Here is a 22,661-nt window from a genome sequence, read left to right on the forward strand (position 1 = left end):
AAGTACGCTTATATTGGAAAATGCGGGTATGCCCTTGGCAGCTTGCAATTTACGAAGACAGCAAGTAGTTCCGTTTAACTTTTTTTAAGAGAAAAACTTATTCATCCGCAAAATAAGTATCATATAACTTAATATAGGTATTATCTTTTTCTATTTCCCTTAATAAATTATTAATACGCAGGATCAACTCTTTATTTTTAGGTAAAGCGAGGATTGCTATCCCATCTCCAATTATATGTACATTTCCTAATGACTTAAATTGCTCTCCTCCCTCTTGGGTCCAGTAATTTACTGATGAGCGATTAAAAAAAGCAGCTAGTATTGTTTTATTATGCAAATCGGCCAAGACATCTTCAATGTCATCATAGAGAGTGATTTGGAATAATTTATGGTAATGCTCCAACAAATATTCATAGAACAATCCACCATTGAGCCTGTTTCGCAAAACACCGATTGTTTGACCATGCAACTCATTGATTGAATTAATTGGATTATTTTTTAGAACTAAAAACTGTCCTTTACTTAACATATAAGGCAAACTGAAAATGAAATCAGTTTTAAGAGCATAAGAAATCGGAATGCCTCCCATCGCCAAGTCTACTTTACCCTCTTTTAATTTGTGGTAGAGCTCATCCATTCCCATGGGAATAAAATTACATTGCTCTTTTAAGCGCTGACAAAGTAATTGAGCTAAATCAATATCAAATCCATTGCCCGGAGAGAATATATAAGGCGGCTTAAATATAAGAGTACCAATATTAATAGTGGCATAACTCATTGATGAGAAAAAAAAGCCTAGCGCCATTAATATGGTTTTAATTTGCATTATTATAAACTCCATTTAATCGTTCACATATCCATAGTTATATTTGTATACTTATATATCCAAAACAATGATAAGTGAAAAAATATATAAAATATAATCTTCGTGAGCATTTTATAGAAAATCAATTGGTTATGTAAAAAACAATTTTGAAGAGTTTACTATTTTTTGAGTGAAAAAGAGGTGAAATCAGTCGTTCGTTTCTGGTTACAGTTATATTTTGAATTGAAATGGAGAATGGTCGTTGAGTAAAAATGATCTTATCTACCTCACTTGCTTTCCTGTAGCTTAATATCAATTAAGCAAAATTAACGGATTTAATTAAATGCGAAAATTAAATATTCTTTTACTTTGTTCTACATTATTTTTTCAGTTACCGCTAACTTATGGAAAAACAGACAAACCTCTAAACTCTATACCTGAAAAACAAGAAATAATTGGTTATAAAGAAAATAATTTTATGATACCTAAGTATGACTTTAAAAATGGTCAAACTCTAAATAATCTCCGAATTCATTATATTACAGCGGGTAGGCCCCAAAAAAACGCTCAAGGTAAAATTGATAACGCAGTTCTATTTTTGCATTGGACTGGTGGTAGTGGAACTGAAATGTTTGAACATTTTAAGAAAGCTCTATTAGGGCCTGGGAAACCTTTTGATGCAAATAATTATTTTTTAATTTTTCCAGACAATATTGGTCAAGGGCAGTCAAGTAAACCGAGTGATGGTTTACGTATGAAATTTCCGTATTATAACTATAGAGACATGGTTGAATTGCAATACAGGCTAATCACCGAGCAGTTAAAAATCTCCCACTTAAATATGATTGTTGGGACTTCTATGGGGGGTATGCACAGTTGGATGTGGAGTGAGTTATATCCTGAATTTATGGATGGGATTATGCCTATCGTATGCCTTCCAAGAACCATTGATGGACGAAATTTACTTTGGCGACAAATGGTTATTGACAGTATAAAAAATGACCCATCATGGAATAATGGAAATTATGAGGTTACTCCTTATGGAGTAAAGGCCATTTGGCCGCTCGTAACGATGATGGTTGACGGTGTACCTCATATGCAGCACATCGTTACAACTACGGAAAAAGCAACCAATTACATCCATTCAGCTATATTAGACAGTACAAAACATGATGCGAATGACATCATCTATGTCATGTCTGCTTCTAAAGATTATAATCCAGAGCCCTCTTTATCTGCTATAAAAACAAAAGTATTTGCTTTGGACTTCACTGATGATGCTTTAGATTCACCTGAATTTCATCGTATGCCCACTTTAATGAGGCAAGTAAAGCATGGACAATGGGTTGTGCAAAAAGGAACACCGTTTTCACATGGTCATTTTACCTTACTTTATCCTGAATTATGGGTTAACCAGGCAAAACATTTTGTAGAATGGGTCAATGGTATAGAGGACTAATTATCCGTTCTGCCTCATTTAAATCAGGTCGCAAAGGGTTATATTGCAGGAGACCATCATAAGAAAGCAGCAGAGATATGCCGGAGCGTGGGCTAGATGGCTCCCTTTGTGTTTTGAATTGTCCAGAATCAGTTTCTTAGAGCCCTTTTCGAGCTCACTTATAATGATAGTTCATTAGAAGAAAATGATGATATTACGCTTCCTTTGTTTGTTAAAGTCTTGAGTAAAGAGTTGAGCTTTGATTTGGATTTGAGGTGCAATCTGAATTAATATGCACCAAAAATCATAAAGACTTGTGGCGTAGACTTTGTGAAAGGTGCGGTTAGGATTTTCACTTAATCTCCTATTACTCTTCGAAATGTCTTTAAAGGATATTGTGTCATGGCAAATCCTATTCTTTGAGATGTTCATTTTTAGTATTTAAATCTATTGATATGTTTAAGTTTCCATCTTCAGTTTTTTACTGATCAAAATCTTGCAAATTTGATTCGAGACTTAAAAATGCGCAAACGTGGAAATGCTTTCTGACTGGTACTTAAAAAGCCTGGGATTTAGAAAAAGCATTTTTACCTGGAAAAATCTGAAAAAAATAGGTTATATTATTGTTGCTTTAGTTAATATCCTTGTTGTTTAGCGATTTGCATCCTTTCAGTAGGTTGTGCAGCTTTTATATTATTAACGATCCATCTATATTTATAGATAGGAAATGAAAGGATAACCATAATGAAACGAAGTAAAAAACTGTGTTTTATGCTGGCTTACTTGCTGGTGATACTGCCTTTTATTGGTTTTTATTTCGGTGACTTTTATACTTTCCTCCCTTTTTTTATATTATTCACATTGGTTCCGCTGATAGATGTTTGGTTTGTTGATCCAGGCAATCCAGATAGTACACAAGAACATATACTGTTAAAAGACCGATATTTCAAACTCCTTACTTGGCTGTATGTGCCTTTGCAATATTGCTTTTTGATTCTTGCGACTTATCTGCTCATACATTTCCCTTTAACAACAACAGAGTTTATTGGATTTAGCTTATCGATTGGACTTCTCACTGGTGGAATTGGAATTACTCTTGCTCATGAGCTCATGCATAAAAACTCCATGATTGATCAAATCCTAAGTAAACTATTATTAGTCAGTGTATGTTATGGCCATTTTTTTATTGAACATGTCCGTGGACACCATGTTCATGTGGCTACATCCAAAGATCCTGCAACATCTCGACTAGGGGAGGGTTTATACCAGTTTTTACCTAGAACAATTATTGGCTCTTTTCGTTCTGCAATGAACCTGGAGCGCAAACGTTTAAATCGCCTAGGATATGCATGGTTCCATTTAAAAAATCAATTCTGGTGGATAATTAGCATGCCCATTTTTTTGGCAATGACTCTTTTTTATTATGGTGGATGGATAGCACTTTTCTTCTTCATTCTTCAATCTTTGACTGCAATTATTTTGTTGGAAGTTATTAATTATATTGAACACTATGGTTTAGAACGCAAGAAGCTCGCCAATGGCTACTATGAGAAAGTTTCAACTCAACATTCGTGGAATGCGAGTCATTGGCTTAGTAATATGCTTCTTTTTCATCTGCAGAGACATTCAGATCATCATGTTCATGGAGCACGTCCTTATCAAGTGTTAAGACATATTGATTCAAGCCCCCAGCTTCCTTCAGGTTATCTGGGAATGATAATTTTGGCTTTTTTCCCCCCATTATGGCGAAAGGTAATGGATAAGAGGGTACTTGCTAAGCGCTCGTTAAATTGATGAGTTCTCTTTCCGGGTGCGATACACTAAAATAAGGTTACTTTTTTACGATAACACTTTTTAACATATCACCAGATGCCTCTAAAGCATCATTAACTTTTGATACTACATTGTCATTTGAATGAAAAAATTTGGGGGAATGTCGACTGGTTCTTTCAACCGGTTTGGCTAAAGTAATTGCTTCTTCATCTGTTATTTCTGCTGCTTTAATGTAAGTCTTAATTGATTGCCTCAGCGTTTTATCTAATTGAGATATAATTTCATAATAGTTATTGGATTCGTCAATAGGCTTAGCAAAATCTCTAGTGAATTGTTCAGTAGCAATCCGTACTTCATTTATTTTGCGTTGTATAATTTGGTATTTTTCATTACTTACACCATATTTTTTTTCTAACTTATTACTAATTTCTATAAGAGCCTTTTCTAAATTTACTGCTGCAGCAACAATCATTCCTTGTTTTTTTTGAAAGAGCTCATAAACTGCAACAATATGCTCATTAGTGTTATATTTTCTGAGGTAATCAGTATTATAATTTCTTATAGGACTAAAAGTATGTTTGGAAGGATTAAAATCTTCTACATAGTTAGTATAAATATCTAAAACTTCGTCATATTCCTGATAGTAATTTTTAGTTCGAGCAAGATATTCTGAAGCAGGATATACATCATCAGACCAAGGATCACAAATATAAGCATCCTTGCCCCAAGTCTCTGGTTTCTTGGGATCACTACCTTTTTGTCTTCCAACTACAAGTACGACATGATTGCCACCTGCTAATTGAAAAACTTCTGCATCCACGTGAGGAACATAATGGGCAATATAATCTAAAGCCATTTCAGAAAGCTCATTGCAATTTCCAATTGAGTATTTTTTACTGCATTCGATAGATTGGTAAAATTCGTAAATGTAATAGTCAAACTCCAACCATGAGCTTGCAGACTCCTGAGATTTCTCTCTTATAGCTTTTACTGCTTCACTAAGACTTTTTCTCTTATCAATAGGATAAGTATTATTAATAAGTTGAGTTCCACCTTCTATTATAAATCCTCTGGCGTATTTATTAGCAAGATGGGCAGCATCCTTGTTTGAATAAGGGACAATAGATTTTTTCAGTCTCATAATTAAACAAATTGATTCATTTAAATAAAATTATAGCTGAGGAGATTATGGATTTCATTCTGCAGAATAAAAAAACTTACAAGAGCACAGGCCTATTGCAGCTTGGCTGAATACGTAGTTAAACCAGTGACAGCTAATCTGTTCATTGCTCCTATAGTTAACCTAGCTATACTTAAAGTTATCTCACCATTTAATTAGAGGGAATTAGCTATGATTATTGACGTTCATGCACATTGTTTTCCCAAAGAATATCTTGATGATATTGAGAAAAAAGGAGGGGATTTGGTTAATGTGGCTCGTTATATGAAAGCTGGAAGTGATGAGCAAGAATTAGCGGCACGTTTTGCTGTAATGGAAAGCGCTGGCGTGGATTTACAAGTACTTTCAATAGTGCCTCAAGTTCCCTATTTTGCAAATAAAGAGGATGCTGTGAACAGTGCAAAAATGGCCAACAATCTTTACGCGCAGCTTATAACCAAATTCCCCGAACGTTTTCAGGCATTTGGGATTTTTCCTCTGCCCCATATCCAGGAATCATTAGATGAAATTAAACGCTGCTTCGATGAATTGGGGATGTGGGGGGTTACCCTGACGACCACTGTTTTACAGCATTCTATTGTCGAAGCAAACCGTTTTGAGGATATTTTTGCTGAGCTAAATCGCAGGAAAGCTATTGTCTTTTTGCATCCTGCAGGTTGTTGCACCGGAGAGCAGACTAAGGTCTTTGGACTCACGTGGATGATTGGCGCTCCATTTGAGGACACTTACGGCGTGCTGCATTTGATTTTATCCGGAGTCACTTCACGTTTTCCAGATATACGATTTATCAGTACACACCTCGGCGGATATTTGCCTATGATCATGCAACGTATTGATAATTTATATACAGATTGGGGGGATGGCGAGATTCAAGGTAAGCCCAGTGATTTTATAAAAAGATTTTGGGTTGATACAGTAGCTCATGGCCATATTCCAGCCTTGCATAATGCCGTTGATGTTTATCCCTCAGATCATTTGCTGTTGGGTACAGATTACCCTTATGCGAATCATGATAAATACGTGAGAGCTGTAGACTACATTAAGCAAGCGAATCTTCCTGAAGATCTCGTCAGAAAAATTTTAACGGATAACGCCAGAGACTTGTTTAAAAAGTAGAGTGGGGATTCTGCCCAAAAATGGAACATTGAGAGAGTGTTTGTCAAAACTTACGCTACCTACTAGACACGCAATATCTGTCTGTATACAGGTGCAATGCATTTTATATCTGAACCGAATTTCTTTAATAACTTTTGTGTCGCGATGAGTTTGGCATCAACAATATCATCTGTTTCATGATGGTCATTATGATGTAGGATAAGTTGTTTTGCATTGGTCAAATATGCAAATTCACTTATTTGCCTAGGACACGAATGCCCCCAAGATACCCGACCGGCATCGTATTCTTCATCTGTAAACGCGCAATCTACAATTAAAATATCCGAATCCATCGTAAACTGAATAAGATTGTGTACAAAATCAGCATCATATAAGTGATATGATTTATCATATAGTTCATTATCAGTGATATAGCTTATGATTTTATTATTATATTGAATTTTATATCCATATGTTGCACATGGATGCTGAAGAGCGATTGTTGCGATTTTAATGTTATCAATTTCAAAATTTTGATCTGCCATTAAATCATGATACGAAATGGTAGAAGGTAAGCTATCAATTTTTACTGGAAAATATATGCCATCCATAAGTCCTGATAGCAACTCATGAACGCTTTTTACTCCTTGTGGTGGTCCATAAAAATTGAATAGATTTCCAGGATGATATAAGGGCTTAAAAAATGTTAATCCATGTATATGATCCCAGTGCTCGTGTGTGATAAAAATATCTGCCTCTATGGAGTGTTGGTTTTTAGTGATTAACTCATTACCTAATGGAATTATCCCAGAACCTGCGTCTAATATGATCGTGCGCTCATTTACAAAATTTAATGTGACGCATGAAGTGTGCCCACCATATTTGACAAAATCTTTTCCTGGTGCTGGAAACGCACCGGTTACCCCCCAAAATTCAATATCAATCTTGTCTTCAATAATACGGTTAAGTTGAACAGTAAATAATTCAATGTGGCTGCTAATTTGATAAATACAACCGTGTGCACCTGATTTATACGGGCTGATATTTTTATTGCTAGGATCCAAAGAGAGAATGATGACTTTATATTGATTTGATTTACAGAGCTCTTTGATCTGTTCAGTTGGTATCTGTTGATCGATTAATACATAGTCAGGTTTGAGTCTATTCACTTGAATGAGTGCATCATTCACATTATCTGTAGAGGACATGATATGTCCTGATGTTTTCAATTCGTTTGTAATTAACCCAATTATATTAGGGTCTTGATGAACAAGATAAATTCGTAATGGCCTCTGATGACTATGAATTTGCATATTATGATTAACTCCATCAACCAATATAGATATAGTATGGCATATAAAAGGAAGAGCATTTTGTAAAAATTCCTCATTCATATCCTCATATGTAGACGTGGTTTATTTGACCATCTCGAAAAGAGTATTATGTTGGTATAGTAATAAAGGATGCTTGAAGGATATTTTAAAGAAAAAAATATTCTTGTTGTGACCTGATATTTCAGCTAATGCAGGCGGGGTTACGGTAAGTTATTTTGAATGGGTTCAGAACAAGTAGGTTACTATTGAACGTTGGCATAGGTGCATAGACGTTTGCGTGTCATTATATTGAAAGAATTATTTTACAATGTTTTTGAGTTACAGGAAGCTTATCAAGTTGACCGGCGCACCGCAGCTTATATTCATGCATTAAATCGACAGGCGGAAGCTATCGTAGCCCAAGGAACCCATGATTATTTTTCAGAAACCTTTTGACATAATTTATTCCTGAATATTTCCAAGAGGTCGACTGAAAAATATATATTTTGATTTGTATAAGACATCATTTTTTAATGTAATGGCCAAAACCACAATAAAGCAGGGACTCCTGTTACTATAATAATGATTTCAAGAATAAGCCCTAAACGAGCATAATCAAAAAAGTGATAAGCACCTGGTCCCATGACCATCGTATTATTTTGATGAGCAATGGGGGTGAGGAAAGAACAGGATGCGCCGATAGCAACAGCCATTAAAAAAGTATCTATATTCACATGTGCGGAGCGTGCAATATTAAGGGCAATAGGCGCCATAACTATCGCAGTTGCAGCATTATTCATGAGATCTGACAAGGTCATGGTTACAATCAAAACTGCAATCAGCGCAACTACCGGAGAATATTGGCCTGCTATTTGTATAAAGGCATTTGAAATAAGATCTGCAGTTCCAGTGGTTTCAATAGCTCCCCCAATTGGAATGATGGCCGCCAATAATAACAGTACAGATGAGTCAAGGCTGCGATATAGGTTGTGCAGCGGCGTGGCTTTAAAAATAACTACCGCAAGCACGGCACAGAGAAAAGAAATAGTAATAGGTAAAACCTTTAGCGCTGCTAGAATAATGGCGGCAACAAAAAATAATAAAGGCAAGAAGTTCTTTTGTGATAATCCAATTTTGACGTCACGTTCGGCAAGGGGCAAAAGTCCCAAATCGACAATTGTTTCGCGTAAGGTTTCAGCATTTCCTTGCAAAAGTATTATATCTCCTGCAGCGAATCGAATATCATTTAATTTTTGTTTGAAGGAAATACCTTTTCTTGAGAGAGCAAGCAAATTAATGGAGTGGCGATAATGAAAGTTAGTCATGGCCGCAGAGCGTCCTTCCATGTTGGAGCCCGGAGGAACAACTGCCTCCATGATAATAATGTCGCTGTCTGATAATTTTTTTGAGGAAAATGGTTTGTCTCCCGCTAATATCAATTTGCTTGATTCGAGAATTTTCTCCAAGTTCTCGGGCGACGCTTCTATGATTAAAATATCATTTTTCCGAATAATGTCGTTCTTACTAAAAGCAAATTTTTTCTTACCTCTATGAATCATAGCAATGAGGTCAAAATCAGCTTTGATTCCTGCCAGAAACTCTTTGATAGTTTTATCGCAAAATGGAGAGTCTTTTACTACTTTGATTTCCGTCATGTAATCTGACATTTGGAATAAATCATCTGTTTTGTTATTTTTTTGCCGTGACGGAACAAGTTTCCATCCAATCAACGAAATAAATAGTATGCCAAAAAATGCAATGGTTAGTCCAACAGGCATAAAATCAAACATGTTGTAAGGGGAACCTATGATTTCTTCTCTGTAAGATGAGATCAGTAAATTAGGTGGCGTACCAATGACGGTTATTAATCCTCCGAGGACTGAGCTGAAAGCAATTGGCATTAAGATAATAGAAGGAGATTTCTGTTGCTTAATAAAAGATTGAATAGCGATTGGCATCATGAGTCCCAATGCTCCGACGTTATTCATAAATGCCGACATAATTGCAATGGTCGTTGTAAATAGACTGATGTGAAGCAGTGGTTTTTTAAATAAAAACTCTAGTTTGGTTAACAAAACATTTAAGACACCAGATTGTGTAATAGCGTAAGTTAAAATCATGACACAAGCTACTGTAATGACAGCGGGATTACTAAATCCAGAAAAAGCTTGCTTCGCAGGTACTATGCCTGTTAATACCGATAATGCTAATGCAAATAATGCGACGAAATCATAACGCCAATACCCCCACACAAATAAAGCTATTGTGATAATTAATATAATAAATAAAATGAAAGGTTGATACATTTTGCGATCCTGCTTTTACCGTTTAGAATAGTAAGTCCTTCAATTGAGAAAAATGTTTACGTTTCTCTGTAAGCTCAGCTTTTCTGTCTTTTGCTTAGTATCTCATAGCCAAATTATTAGACTAGTTTATTTTATCTTAATTTATCTTATTTTACCCATTCTTGTTGTGCTTCAATCTCACCACCTCATAAGAATGTCGTAGGGATAAAGCGGACAAGAGGAGACGAATTCACCTCGAGTCAATTTAATAACCTGTATTTTCACTCAGTAAATTAGCCCAGTGTTTCTCGAATGTTTCTTTCTCAACAAATTCATAAATAGACACACAACAACGAAGCGCTTACATCTACTTTATTGAGATACAATTTGTTGTATGACCCAATTCATTATGCTGTTTCTACACGAAAAATACCAGCATTGAACCGTTCTCGAAAATGCGCTACATTTTAAAAAATAAGGAGTTCATAAAACAAGGGAAATGTCGGTGATGATACAAGCCATAACTTCCTATTTCTTAGGATTTTTAGATATAAAGAAGCGATGGATTCAATTTTTATTTATTTTTTCTTTTTTTATCTCTTGCTCTTATGCGGATTCATTACGCCCACTTATAGTGGCTACAGAAATTTTTAACCCTCCTTTTATTATGCAAGGAGCAAATAAGCAATTATTTGGTTTTGATATAGAAATGATGGAGGATATTTGTCAGAGTATTCATCGTGAGTGTCAATACCGCTCTGGTTTTATGGAAAACACTATTCTTTCCAGTATAGAAAAAAATGAGGCAGATGTAGGTGTTTCGTCTATTACGATCACTGCAGAACGAAGTGAGCATGTCAATTTTTCATTGCCTTACCTTCCAAGCGATGCTCAGTATTTGACATTAAAAAAAGGGAGTACTGTTCCTTTTTCTAAAGAAGCGTTTAATGGAAAAAAAATTGGGATTCAAGTTGGAACTATGTTTGAAAAAATAATTAAAAACTCAGGTTTTTCTGATGTTCAAATTGTAAATTTTAATTCTACTCCACGGCTTATTCAGGCTTTGAGCAATGAGGAAGTTGATTTCATTTTACAGGATGCATTGTCAGCGCAGTATTGGGCTACTGAAATTCCGGTCTTTACTCCATTTGGGAAACCGTTTTCGATTGGATATGGACTGGGTATTGCAGTAAATAAGAACGAGAGTGAATTATTGCAGCAGATCAATGATGCATTGCTTGAGTTTCAAGAAAATGGCCAGTTTAAAAAGACTTATGATAGGTATATTCTGGGAAGTTATATAAAAAATCTTTCAGATAGGTATGTTCTGAGAGATTTTCTCAAAAACCCTTCGAGTATTAAGAAGTAATTTATCATCAAAATCATTCGAGTGAGTGTTAGCTTGGTTGCTTGCAACCAGGTTATGTCTTGCTTGGAAACAAGATGAAATGGACGTATTAGGTCAAAAGATAATTGTTCGCTTTATAATGTAAAATTTAAGTCAATTTGTAAAGATTATGCAAAAAATGGAATGAGTTGGTTATTATTTGATTATGTAATGTATTATTTAACAAACAAATTCAGTGGATATAGTGATGGCGAAAACACTTGAAGAGTTAAAAAAAATCATCAATGAACAAGAGGCTGCTTTAATAATTAAAGCGCAACAGCAACAATTAAGCTTAATTGAGCAACAAGCCTTTGAAAAGCTTCGAGTAAGGCTATCCGACGAAGAAGGGATGGACGAACTTCCTTCCGTAGATATGTTGCAAAAAATACATATGAAACCTTCTTCATTTGAAATCCAATCCGTAACTAAAGAAGCGCTCACTAAGATATTTGCAAGTTTTGAAGAGCAATTTGGTAAAGAAAATATTCATGGTGATTGTCTCCAGTTTCCTGATCATAACAAAGCAGATACTTTTTTCCGTCAGCAGGCAAATGACAGTCATGCATTTTTATTTAAAGAAGTAAATAGTGATAATTATGCTTTTTCAGATGGTAAAGGCCATTATAAAATGGGATGTAAGGCGGATATTATCTCTTACTGTAAGAAAAACTCACTGGAATTGCCGGACTATTTCAATACAGAACCCTCTGATGAACAAGAGCATTCACCTGCGGTACTGAATTAATAAAAATATGAAAAATAAGTAAGCATAGTCTGGTTGCTCGCAAACATACTATGCTCGCCAGGCCGCTTGAGCTTGATCGTCATACGGTTCTTTACCTTCCTCAGGTGGCAGCGCATTTTCTAAAGCTTCTGCCTGAACTTGTGCTCTTCCCTCGTGTAGGTCCTCTCTCATTACTTTAAATGAATCAAGTTTTGCTGTCTCACGCTCTATACCTTGCATTAAATTTATACCCTTTGATACTAATTCTAACGTTTTACTTTTCGTTGATGATTCATCATATCTCGGGTTTTCCTGAATTACACGGGCTAAAGCACCCAAATCACCATCGTCAAAGAATTTCAATGTTGCCATAAACACATTTCTTTTTTTTTCATTTTTTGTACCTATAAACTTATGACAATGTTTCTCTATAGCATCTCTAATTTCATTCAACTCAGTATGCAGACGATGATAAGTTGATAATTCACCTTTAACAGAAAACGTCGAACGTATTTCTGGATGTTCCTGCAAGCTCTGACTTTTCTTGGACATTTCTTCAACAAATAGTTCTTCAGTATCATAATATTTGAATTCTGCATTTAATTTTGCTAACTCTTCTTTTAATATATCAAAATAAGTTTGTTTTGGGGATGCTGGGTATGCAGAAGCATTGGTAGTTCAGTACAACTGAAAAGCAGGGAGGTACATTGGTTTTTTTGTGCATGGGTTATCACAAAGTCAATAAATGCTTGACCACAAGTACGAGATTCATTCGGCATATACGTGTTAACTCTACCCGCTTTGGCTTGATCAATAATGCTTTGCAAATATAATTTGGCATCGTGTCCAGCAAATTGTCCTTCAGGGAGTATTGCTGCTATAGATCTGTTACTTAATAAGTTAGGGTATAATTTTTTTTGTCGGCCTCACTAGTCCCCAATATGAATACACGTTCATCATCACGGGCCTCATCTTCGATTCGGCAAGCAATTTTTACCGTCATATCATCCAAGTGTGACTGAGCCTTGGTCTGATGAAAATGTGACATTATCCTCAGATGCAGAGAATAGAGCATTAGAATGTTTCATTTTCTTTAATGTGTTTAAAGAATTTCGATAATGAATGAAATACAGCATAATCGCTATTGCAACAGTAAAAAGGAGAATCGCTCCCAGTGCACCAGTAATCCATGAATAATCTTCATTAGCTATTAGGAATATTAAATATCCAATGAGGGCAAGCCAAGTCAAGATCATTAAAGGTCCAACGGTTTTATACCAAAAACTAAAAATCGCTTTACGAATAAGGCTGGTTGAGTAGTTTAAAGTTGTTTGGTGCATAGGTTTCCTAAGGAACGGGGGAGCAAAATTATATTAATTCTAAATTATATATACTCATTCTAAAAGGTACCCCATAATATTTCGTAGTTCAATTTTATAAATCTCTGATGCCGGTAGCCGAGTGCGCCTGATTTGAAAAAATTTAAAAAGAATGGATGGATTAAGGGCAAACGTAGGCTCGGCCGTCGAGCCCAGCCTATGCTTGCGGTATTGATTATGTAGATGTAGGTTATTCAGTGCAAAAAATTAAAGTAATACGCAGCTTGGCCAGCAACTATTTAACTTTTCTGCGTTCTTTTTAAACTGAAACGAAGATGCTTCAAGTTGTTCTGTTTTTTCAAGCAGATCATCAATCTTTTCTCCTCGAAGTGTCACTTTTTCAACATTCTCAAGCATGATTTGTTTGACGTCCTCGAGTTCTTTCTTCACTTGGACAACTTTATAATCTTCAGTGAATTTTTCTATGTTGGGAGCAATTTTATCTTTATCCACTTGAAGCTTTAATAAATAAAAACTGAGCCAATACATTTGCGTTTCAGTTAATGGACTATCAGTAATAACGACACAATAATCATTAACTAGTCGTTTTGCATAAATATAAATGTTTCCCTTTTTTGTCCAATTGACTTCATTAGGCTTTAACTCCGAACAATAAAGATTGATATCTTCCTTATATTTTTCTACAGTTTGTTTTATTTGTTTCTCAAAAAAACTACCGCCCAAAAAACTATTACTAAGAGAAATTAACCAATCAAAAGAGGCATCACCAAAGCTTGTTCCTAAAGCATAACATCTCATTGCTATTCTCCTTGTTAAAATCTAGCGCATTTTAGCACGAAATATGATGAAAAATACAATATTTGCGCTATACCCAGGAAAGGGGAGCCATAAGATAGGTTAGAATAATCTAACACATTGATTTTCCAGATCAAAAGAAGATGGGAGTGTTAAGATGAAATTTTTTTGGGCAGGTGATATCTTAAATGTCGGGCTCAACAATCAAGCCTCACTGAATGTTCAGGGTGTGTTAAAGCGAGGCTATTTGACTATTGACGTGGAATTTTGGCGAAAAGAACTCTTATAATGTTAAGTTCCGGACAATGTCAATAAAATTATTCCATCCATTTTTACGAGTATGCAAAAGTATTCGGTAAGATTATGTTGGCCATTCTTTGCGCAGTAATTTCAGATATAGATGTTATTTCTTTTCGATTTGGATTTTGTTGGATTAGTGAACTTCAGCATGTGTAGGTAGGGGCGTTTTGACCTGAGGCCACACTTTTCTACGAGGCGCGCTTTATGCGCGTTACGTGGGCGAAAAATTTTAGAGGTTTCTTATTAAAACTGTCGATACCTCAGGCCTAAAGGCCTAACCTAACTTGTACTTGGGGTGTGAAAAAGCTATAGAGGCTCGTACTCAAATACGTAATCTGCGGTAACTATATTGCAGTATTCCAACGCAAAAGACGAGACACGAAGAACCACTATTTATAACTGCCTATATCAAAACGATATATTACTCCAACATTTCCCATATGTGCCTGGAGGTTTTTACCCCAATTACTTTTATCGGTTGATGCTAAATAGCGATATGCTGTATTGATTGCAAAATTTTCCCGAAAATTATAAGTCAACCCGGCAGTTCCCTGATAAGCAAAAGAGTTTTGGTCTACATTAAAATGAGGGCGTTTGAAGCGGCTTGTACTGTTTAAAGTGGCATGCATAAAGGCATAACCAATACCCACCCCAAGGAATGGAGAAATTTTAGCCAGTTTCTCAGGGAAATCATAATAAAGATTGGCCATAAGAATATTTGCTTTAGTACCCCCATCGATATCCAAGGCTTTTCTATGATTTACACTATACTGGTCTGTATCAACATATAAGTAAGTATATTGAAATTCATAACGAATAGTATTACTTTGGTACCCAAGGCCGCCACCAGCATTATATCCCCAACGATAATGCACATCGGAGAGGAAGAAGAAATCATAATAAAGCCTTTCTACATTAGAAGGTGAATAAGTGTAGCCACCAAAACCGCTGGCATACCAGCCATTAACCGTAGCCGAGGTAGCAGCTCCATTGGCTAATAAAGCGGCAGTAAATAATGCAAGTTTCATGACATTCCTTTGTTATTTTTTATAGATTTATGTTATCGAGTTAAATTAAATTTGCAATCCTTTTATCTCTAAAACATCAGTTCGAAGTTATTGATTTATTGGTTAGTTTCGCTTCCGGTGTTATTTGCGCCTAAAAATCAAGATAACCCAGGATTTTATTAACTTTACGACGTCTACTTGTGTTATGATTAATGTTCTTAATGCGCTAATTATCTTAATGGAAAATATGATTAGATTTTCAACCCAATTAGATAAAGAATTTTTCTCATGTCCGCCAGATCCAGCACACATTTTTTATGCAGGAAAAACAGCCGTTAATTGTGAAGCTAATTCTTTTTCTGTAAACTCATTATCTACATTCAAACAACTACTGGCACGAGAAGAAGAAACCATTTTTCGCTTTTTAGTCGATACAGCAGGTAAGTTGTGGTTTGCTTTTGAAACTCGTCCTCATAAGAAAGCTCCGAAACATTTCCAAATGACCGGTGATCCTCTAGAGTCGGCCTGCTGTCTGGCTGCAGGAAATATAAAATTTAAAGATAAAGCAGGAGCTGTTTTAAAAAATATCAGTCACCGCAGTGGCGATTTTCACCCATCATTCCTTTCACTACGTTGGCTAATGGCAATACTTCTTATCAATGAAGAATTACTGCCCTTTAAGTTGCCTAAGGTTATTGTTATAAAAGAGATAAAGAATAAGAAAATTTATAAACATATATGGCGTCTCAAAAGGGTCAAAAAATGGATGGACAGTTTTCGTCACAACGAAGCGCTTATAAATCAATTACGCCAGTCAAACCTAAGCAGCAAAACAGTCTATTATGAAGCAACAAAGCACTTCGCTGAAGGCGATTTTACCTCGTTGGCGGAAAAAGAACACAAGGAGAACTATAACGCCGTCAATGAATTGGAATCAATATAAAAAATATATTTTATATATATCCCCTGAGTTACTGCCCCCTTAATTTTGGCTTCGTTGCAAAACGAGTATTCAGATATATTTGTCGGCAGCAAACTCGAAAAGGAAACCAGACTACATGTGCTCCCCACAAATTAATTTTATAGTCTTCTGGAGGGCCCTCCATATTTGGATGAGTGTGGTCTCCGCTGTAATATTCTCGCTAATTTCTAGCAGGTGGGACAGGACATTTTTTTGAAGCCATATGCCATCCCTTTTCTTTATGAAATTGCTTATAGCATACTGACTGATTTAGGATATTTGTTAGTATTATGGAAGAGGCACCTGCTAATCCAGTTGCTAATGATTTACTTATCATCTAGAAACGCCTTTTCTATTTGTCATGCTAGATAGGGTTAAAATCAACCAATATGATTATATTGTTTTCTTTTTGGGTGTGCAAATTTTTTCTCTTATCACTAGATAGGATAGCTGTCTCTTATCTGACTGCGAATCGGCAAAAGCAGATCGGATTTTGAAGGGTATCTTGTAGCTTTTCAGAAAGCTATTGGGTAGGGGCATATTAAATTCCCAGCTTTTTTTTAAGCCATAGTTGGCTCGCGGTTTTGAGCATCTCTTCCCAAGATAAAAAAGATGTACTCTGTTTAATATATTTATCCCATGCCTTTTCAGGTATGTTCTGTAAATCTTCTGCTTTATCAATTTTATAGCCACTCGCATTGATAAAATCATTGATATTATTAAATGAGGTGTGTTTTATCATAAATTTTTCGTTAAAGAGTTCTGATAATGGAATGTTATTTGTAAAGTCGTCTAATCCGCTCATAATTCCTCTTTATTTTAAATAATACTTATTAACTATAGTCTTGCTTTATTAAAATTAGTTCGTTCTGATGTTTCAATTTTTGAAAATTTCATTTGCTTGAAATAAGTAAATAATTTTATTTTTTATTCATAATAAAACAACATCGTTAAAGGTCCAAGTGTCTATCTATATTAAAGCATTTCAGCATAACCTTTTCTCGCGTCAAAAGGCTGTTTCTTGCATTCGCTAGGATGGTATTTTATCGCAACCTGGATTAAATCTGCTAAGGTAGTAGAGGTTTTTTTCTCCTTGGGGAATAACCTGGAAATTTGGACATAATGCGCATAAAATGAAAAATAGAAAGAGGCCTTATAAAAGTAAGAGTGGAGGTTTATTCACAAAATCTGATGAGATAGCAAAGTCCTCGGAAATATCAATTGTTAAGAGAAAGGAGGATATAATTAACTTTCCAAGATTGAAAGACGCAGGCCCAGCAATCTTTGTCCATGAATATCCAAAAAGATTATTAGATGTTGATGAATTAGTTCATAATGAGCAATTTATTTCACAAAAATACTATACCTTTCTGAAACGCATTCTTATTGATGACCTGAATTACATGGAAATAGCAAAAGCAACTGTTACTTCGGAGCCATTAAGAGAACAACTTGTTGCAGATAAAATTGAAAGAACTTTCTTATTAAAAACAGCACTAATATCTATCCCTGAATTTAGGCAATATATTAATCAAAATCCTTCAGTTATAGAGCAAATTATTAAAGAATTTAGAGAGTTTAATGATGAAATTAGAAAAAAAGATGATAAACCTTTGATGATCGATACACAAAAAGTATATTCTAAATTTTTAGATCTTGCCAGAATTTGTAAAGAAATGGAGCAATCTAAATTCGACAGTTCAGAGAAATACGAGTCCGAACTAGATACTTTGACGGAGGAATTAAGCGAAGAAGCCTTAATTGCTTTACAAAACCTTCCCCGTGATTTAGACGAAATTGAATTAGAAATTAATGAATTAGAAAAAATGATTATAGAGAGTGAAGCAAAAAGCGACTTGTCTTCATCTGAAGAGAGTGAAGGGCCTATCCATAATATTACTAGTCCAACTGCATTAAGTATGCCTCACATAGAAGAAACTAGTGCGACTTCCACTTTATCTCCAGTCACTACTTTTCCGGATAAATTTAAAGTTAGGAGTAATATTATTAGAGTCCCTACTAGTGAAAGAGAGGAAAACATTTTCGCTGTTAACGCGGTATTAAATAATGATGATTTAATGAAAGGACAAGATGGTAATATTCCTACTATTATTCAAGAAATACGCAACATAATGGCAGATATTGATTATGTAGATGATGAAAAAATTGCCGCGGCTATTATTCAAATCAAAGGTAGGATAAGTAAATTCAGATGAAATGAATCATAGTAGTAATACGCTGGAAATTATTGAAGCATTTAGGCAACCGAGCCATATAAATTTCAGGGTGATTCGAGACTCTTTGTCTAAAAATGAATCTATGGAAAAAATAATGGCTCCTATTAAAGTGGAAATGCGTTTAGACTAATTTATTTAGTTTAATGGGCTTGATTTCGGTACCTTACTACATCAAAAAAAATTATTGGGGTCGCATGGTGGCCAGAAGCAGAATCGAACTGCCAATACGAGGATTTTTAGCCACCCATTTAAAAAATATCTTATTGATTATATTGTTATTTATATCTCGTGAATCCACTGCAAATGTCCTACGATGTATAACAATGTCGTGCTCAAATACGCAATTCCCCAAAGTTAGTTTTGGTAGTGTGTAAATAACTGTTTCAGCACTCTTAATTGGTTATAAGAATGAGGATTCAGTAGGGCTGTATACTAATAGCCAAATACGTTTGATTGAATCTTAATATCTTTACCTTTTATTTGATTTTTAATTTTTTAGTTTTTGCAAAATTATTAATTTATTGAAATGGACTAATACATTTTGACTACGGAAAACTTTGGGTTAATTATTAAGTAATAGTCCAATCAGACCCCAATTCTTTTTCTGTATTATCATCCTGTTCACTAGATTTCTCTGTAGAGTCCTTTGTTGGCGATTTACCATAAATTCTAGTCTCTATAAACTTTTGATTATTAAAGGCTCTTGCTAAGCGTCCAGCGCTAAAATCGGCCATTTCAGCATAAGACGTTTCAAATGTCATCCGCGGAACCTCTTCATCACCTGCATTTCGAATTACATCATTCCGCGCACCAGCAAACCAAGTGTTAAATTTAAAGGCCAAAGTATCAATGAATTGTAATAAAGAACGTATTACTCGATTTTGTTTTTCATCTTCTCGAGCCTCTACTATAGTTTTGGAGGAATAGTGCATCAGTGCTTCAGCTTCGATCATGGATGAATAACCGCCACATTGTTTACGATTAAATTTTTGTGGGCCACCAAAATCCGTTGGATCCACATGTAACCATTGTTCATCACCTGGTGGTTTAATCATTGTCGTAAAATGTTTACCACCCCACATTGTTTTCGTACCTGCAACTACGGTTGCTGCACAGTATTTTTGATCCACAGGATATGTGCAGCTTTTGCTATATTCTGCATAACAATGATCAAATACTTCTTTCATAAAAGCAGCGCGTTCTTTATCATTCATATTCACAGTCAAATCTTGCGTTGCAGGCAACATAAACACAGGAACTTTTGTAGAACTTTCTTGAATCACACAAAAATCTACATTTTTGACTTCACTTTTATGTCCCTCTAAAAACGTCTTATAATTATGTAGATCATCATCAACTTCAGCAAATGGTAAAGAGAATTGCATCACTATCCTTGCTGGAACCCCCTCAAGGGATCTCATTCGTACATCATTGACCATTTTATAATTTCCATATACTCGTCCTTCATTTTCCAGATAGATATGTCCAGTTTTATTGCTATCAGGCCCAATTTTAGCTTTCATAATAATTTCTCGCCAATATAATAAACAAATTGTATTAAATTCATTATAACAGAAATTAGAATCTACAGATTCATTTGTAAGCAAATGGAAATTTAGCAAGCGTAGTCCGTAAGGAGCGAAGGGGATTACGGGATTATCCACCAAAGTCCCATGAAGGAAACTGGACCTGGGTCTTTTTTCTAATATATAAATGAAGCGAAGAATAGGACCAATCCCTTGGATGTGTCACTAGCTTATGTTTTACGGATTATAATGAATATGGTTAATATGAGCCTCTAAATCCTTTTCCTCTTTAATGGTAAAAAGATGACGATATTCCCTCCTTATAAAAAAATACAAATCTTATTGATAGCATTTTCCTAGTTACCGTTAGGATTAATTTTAAAGAGATTGGAAATGGGTTGGATGATGCACTTGATAATATCTCTGCTACGATTACTCAGATTAATATTAGAACAAATTTTAGATCATTAATGGTTTGTATATGTACTTTACTAATCTACAAAGTTAATTTTAGACAAACCGAGTTCGAATTGACCAAATAAATCAATATCAAGCAAAATGGTTAAATTATATTAAGAAATGAATGGGTAAATATTTGACAAAACAAAAATAGTGCTCTTAAAATCCGCTACTAGTAGTTTATTTTGCCATCCGTGCTTAACAACATACTATGGTAATAATGGTCATTTCTATAGCCAAATGAATGTCATCATATAGCTTTCGGCTATTCACTTTCTGAATTCCTGAAATGGTTTGAGATCTCATTTTCCTAGTTTAGTTGGCTAATTATCGAATGGGAATGAAAGATTTAACTTAGCAGAATTTTAATGGAAATATTAACTGATTTAAAAGCAATTTTGCACTCAAAACGCGCCAATATTTATTACTTAGAAAAGTGCCGGATTATGCAAAAAGATGGGCGAGTTCTATATCTGACTGAGGAAAAAAACGAAAACCAGTATTGGAATATTCCTATTGCCAACACAACATGTCTTTTACTGGGAACTGGTACATCTATTACTCAAGCTGCAGTGCGTATGCTAGCTCAAGCAGGGGTAGTTATTGGGTTCTGTGGAGGAGGCGGTACTCCTTTACTTATGGCTAACGAAGTTGAGTGGTTCACTCCACAAAGTGAATACCGACCGACAGAGTATATGCAAGGGTGGATGAAATTCTGGTTTGATGAGAAAAAACGATTATTTGCTGCAAAGCAATTTCAACTCTCACGTATCGAATATTTAAAAAACCAATGGGAAAAAAGCCGAGATCTTGCTGCGGAAGGATTTAATTACCACGAATTACAACAAGAATTATTATTTTGTGAAGATAAAATCAAAAGTGCAACCGCAGTCAATAAACTAATGCAGGCTGAAGCAGAATTAACAAAAAATCTTTACAGGTACGCTGCAAGTCGAACTCAGTATGGAAAATTTAGTCGAGAACGTGAAGCTAAAGATAAGGCCAACATTTTTTTTAAACCATGGGAATTACCTAGCTTATGGATTAGGCGCAACGACACTCTGGGTGCTGGGAATTCCTCATGGGTTTGCCGTTTTGCATGGTAAAACGAGGCGTGGGGCGTTGGTATTTGATGTGGCTGATTTAGTAAAGGATGCCATCATTCTTCCCTGGGCGTTTATCTGTGCTAAAGAAAATGCCACTGAACAAGAATTTCGTCAGCAATGTTTACAGGCTTTTGTCGATTATAAGGCATTAGACTTTATGTTTGATCAAGTTAAAGCGGTGGCCTTAAAGACTGATTGGGAAACAGAAAATAAGAGAGAATGTGCCCTATGATGGTTGTTTTTGTTTCTCAGTGCAAGAAAAAAGCACTAGCTAGAACTCGACGCGTCTTAGATGCATTTGCCGATCGTATCGGTGACAACACTTGGCAAACTGTAATTACCCAAGAAGGCTTATCCTCCGTTAAGAAACTTTTGCGCAAAACCGCCACTAAGAATACAGCGGTGAGTTGTCATTGGATAAGAGCAAGATCAAGAACTGAGTTAGTTTGGGTTGTTGGGTGCAGACACGCTTTTAACCATCTTGGTGTTGTACCAGTTAATTTTACATCAAAGGAAGTCATAATGGATAAATTGCCTATAGAAACTGATCATCTAATTGCCAACACAAAAGCTCAACTTCTCAGCCATCATCTTTTTGCAGTAGGGTATGTTGCTTACTGTTTGCTTGAAAAAATAGGAATAGTAAACCAAAAATTAAGACAATCTGCTTTTTTTTCAGGAATACTCCATGATATCGGAAAAATAGATCCGGAGTTTCGAAGGTGGGTCTGCAACAACAAACATTCAGAGAATATTGTTCCTGAGGATGGAGTACATATTGATACCCCGAAGAAGTTCTCATTTGAAAATGGGAAAGAGCCATTTTTTCGTGATTGATCCGGGCTCTACACCAATTAAGGGGGCACTTTAATCAACTTAGTCTAAACTAAGTCCTTGATTTAGCGATCAAAAGGAGATTAAAGTGCC

General features: G+C 35.4%; 23 protein-coding genes. 13 read left to right on the top strand and 10 right to left on the bottom strand.

The features are described from left to right. Nucleotides 1-97: 97 nt before the first annotated feature. Entirely contained in the window at nt 98-826 is a 729-nt protein-coding gene (locus tag Lpar_RS10490; protein WP_058517896.1) for a transporter substrate-binding domain-containing protein, read from the bottom strand. Nucleotides 827-1,148: 322 nt separating this feature from the next. Between Lpar_RS10490 and Lpar_RS10495 the strand changes: the two genes are divergently transcribed. Next, the gene (locus Lpar_RS10495) at nt 1,149-2,264 is read left to right on the top strand and encodes an alpha/beta fold hydrolase (RefSeq protein WP_058517897.1); all 1,116 of its coding nucleotides are present in this window, start codon (nt 1,149-1,151) and stop codon (nt 2,262-2,264) included. Between the two features lie 723 nt (nt 2,265-2,987). Further along, nucleotides 2,988-4,037, top strand: coding sequence for an alkane 1-monooxygenase (locus Lpar_RS10500; protein WP_058517898.1), 1,050 nt, complete (start codon nt 2,988-2,990; stop codon nt 4,035-4,037). A gap of 37 nt (nt 4,038-4,074) precedes the next feature. Here Lpar_RS10500 and Lpar_RS10505 read toward each other — a convergent pair whose 3' ends face one another. Further along, complete coding sequence (locus Lpar_RS10505; RefSeq protein WP_058517899.1) at nt 4,075-5,157, bottom strand: hypothetical protein; 1,083 nt, start codon at nt 5,155-5,157, stop codon at nt 4,075-4,077. Nucleotides 5,158-5,367: 210 nt separating this feature from the next. Between Lpar_RS10505 and Lpar_RS10510 the strand changes: the two genes are divergently transcribed. Next, nucleotides 5,368-6,312 carry an amidohydrolase family protein gene (locus Lpar_RS10510; protein WP_058517900.1) on the top strand — a complete coding sequence of 315 codons (945 nt, stop codon included), beginning with the start codon at nt 5,368-5,370 and terminating at the stop codon, nt 6,310-6,312. A 62-nt stretch (nt 6,313-6,374) separates the two neighbouring features. On the opposite strand, the gene Lpar_RS10515 is transcribed toward Lpar_RS10510, so the two are convergent. Continuing rightward, complete coding sequence (locus Lpar_RS10515) at nt 6,375-7,685, bottom strand: MBL fold metallo-hydrolase (RefSeq protein WP_058517901.1); 1,311 nt, start codon at nt 7,683-7,685, stop codon at nt 6,375-6,377. A gap of 118 nt (nt 7,686-7,803) precedes the next feature. Here Lpar_RS10515 and Lpar_RS19365 point away from each other — a divergent pair, with 118 nt between their 5' ends. Continuing rightward, nucleotides 7,804-7,863 (top strand): hypothetical protein, encoded by a 60-nt coding sequence (locus Lpar_RS19365; protein WP_082650429.1) that lies wholly within the window; start codon nt 7,804-7,806, stop codon nt 7,861-7,863. Nucleotides 7,864-7,886: 23 nt separating this feature from the next. After that, nucleotides 7,887-8,060, top strand: coding sequence for a hypothetical protein (locus Lpar_RS19370; RefSeq protein WP_156416201.1), 174 nt, complete (start codon nt 7,887-7,889; stop codon nt 8,058-8,060). 74 nt (nt 8,061-8,134) lie between these two features. Here the strand turns inward: Lpar_RS19370 and Lpar_RS10520 are convergent, their stop codons facing one another. Continuing rightward, complete coding sequence (locus Lpar_RS10520; RefSeq protein ID WP_058517902.1) at nt 8,135-9,910, bottom strand: SLC13 family permease; 1,776 nt, start codon at nt 9,908-9,910, stop codon at nt 8,135-8,137. 487 nt (nt 9,911-10,397) lie between these two features. On the opposite strand from Lpar_RS10520, the gene Lpar_RS10525 reads away from it, so the two are divergent. Then, nucleotides 10,398-11,258 (top strand): transporter substrate-binding domain-containing protein, encoded by an 861-nt coding sequence (locus tag Lpar_RS10525; protein ID WP_058517903.1) that lies wholly within the window; start codon nt 10,398-10,400, stop codon nt 11,256-11,258. 226 nt (nt 11,259-11,484) lie between these two features. Then, on the top strand, nt 11,485-12,024 hold the full coding sequence (locus Lpar_RS10530) for a hypothetical protein (protein WP_058517904.1): 540 nt from the start codon (nt 11,485-11,487) through the stop codon (nt 12,022-12,024). 48 nt (nt 12,025-12,072) lie between these two features. On the opposite strand, the gene Lpar_RS10535 is transcribed toward Lpar_RS10530, so the two are convergent. From Lpar_RS10535 to Lpar_RS10545, 3 genes are all read right to left on the bottom strand, one after another. Continuing rightward, nucleotides 12,073-12,555 (bottom strand): hypothetical protein, encoded by a 483-nt coding sequence (locus Lpar_RS10535; RefSeq protein WP_058517905.1) that lies wholly within the window; start codon nt 12,553-12,555, stop codon nt 12,073-12,075. A gap of 452 nt (nt 12,556-13,007) precedes the next feature. Next, entirely contained in the window at nt 13,008-13,343 is a 336-nt protein-coding gene (locus Lpar_RS10540; RefSeq protein WP_058517906.1) for a hypothetical protein, read from the bottom strand. A 246-nt stretch (nt 13,344-13,589) separates the two neighbouring features. Then, the gene (locus tag Lpar_RS10545) at nt 13,590-14,141 is read right to left on the bottom strand and encodes an R-SNARE family protein (protein WP_058517907.1); all 552 of its coding nucleotides are present in this window, start codon (nt 14,139-14,141) and stop codon (nt 13,590-13,592) included. Nucleotides 14,142-14,295: 154 nt separating this feature from the next. On the opposite strand from Lpar_RS10545, the gene Lpar_RS19545 reads away from it, so the two are divergent. Beyond that, complete coding sequence (locus Lpar_RS19545; protein WP_272947094.1) at nt 14,296-14,427, top strand: hypothetical protein; 132 nt, start codon at nt 14,296-14,298, stop codon at nt 14,425-14,427. Between the two features lie 400 nt (nt 14,428-14,827). Here Lpar_RS19545 and Lpar_RS10550 read toward each other — a convergent pair whose 3' ends face one another. After that, nucleotides 14,828-15,466: an outer membrane protein gene (locus Lpar_RS10550; RefSeq protein WP_058517908.1), complete on the bottom strand. Its 639-nt coding sequence runs from the start codon at nt 15,464-15,466 to the stop codon at nt 14,828-14,830. 226 nt (nt 15,467-15,692) lie between these two features. Between Lpar_RS10550 and Lpar_RS10555 the strand changes: the two genes are divergently transcribed. Continuing rightward, complete coding sequence (locus tag Lpar_RS10555; protein ID WP_058519240.1) at nt 15,693-16,388, top strand: hypothetical protein; 696 nt, start codon at nt 15,693-15,695, stop codon at nt 16,386-16,388. A 559-nt stretch (nt 16,389-16,947) separates the two neighbouring features. On the opposite strand, the gene Lpar_RS10560 is transcribed toward Lpar_RS10555, so the two are convergent. Then, complete coding sequence (locus Lpar_RS10560; protein WP_058517909.1) at nt 16,948-17,211, bottom strand: hypothetical protein; 264 nt, start codon at nt 17,209-17,211, stop codon at nt 16,948-16,950. Nucleotides 17,212-17,539: 328 nt separating this feature from the next. Here Lpar_RS10560 and Lpar_RS10565 point away from each other — a divergent pair, with 328 nt between their 5' ends. After that, nucleotides 17,540-18,622, top strand: coding sequence for a hypothetical protein (locus Lpar_RS10565; RefSeq protein WP_058517910.1), 1,083 nt, complete (start codon nt 17,540-17,542; stop codon nt 18,620-18,622). 590 nt (nt 18,623-19,212) lie between these two features. On the opposite strand, the gene Lpar_RS10570 is transcribed toward Lpar_RS10565, so the two are convergent. After that, a complete protein-coding gene (locus Lpar_RS10570) occupies nt 19,213-20,166 on the bottom strand; it encodes a hypothetical protein (protein WP_133133973.1) in 954 nt (317 codons plus the stop codon). Between the two features lie 830 nt (nt 20,167-20,996). Here Lpar_RS10570 and cas1f point away from each other — a divergent pair. From cas1f to Lpar_RS19375, 3 genes are read left to right on the top strand one after another with little or no spacing between them, the layout of a single operon-like run. Next, nucleotides 20,997-21,734, top strand: a complete 738-nt coding sequence (cas1f, locus tag Lpar_RS10575) for a type I-F CRISPR-associated endonuclease Cas1f (RefSeq protein ID WP_242602323.1) — start codon at nt 20,997-20,999, stop codon at nt 21,732-21,734. Then, on the top strand, nt 21,694-21,966 hold the full coding sequence (locus Lpar_RS19550; RefSeq protein ID WP_242602322.1) for a CRISPR-associated endonuclease Cas1: 273 nt from the start codon (nt 21,694-21,696) through the stop codon (nt 21,964-21,966). Before cas1f ends, Lpar_RS19550 begins: the two co-directional genes overlap by 41 nt. Continuing rightward, a complete protein-coding gene (locus Lpar_RS19375) occupies nt 21,963-22,571 on the top strand; it encodes an HD domain-containing protein (RefSeq protein ID WP_237759391.1) in 609 nt (202 codons plus the stop codon). The genes Lpar_RS19550 and Lpar_RS19375 overlap by 4 nt, the downstream gene beginning before the upstream one ends. Nucleotides 22,572-22,661: the final 90 nt, after the last annotated feature.

This window comes from Legionella parisiensis (genome assembly GCF_001467945.1).
Lineage (GTDB): Bacteria > Pseudomonadota > Gammaproteobacteria > Legionellales > Legionellaceae > Legionella > Legionella parisiensis.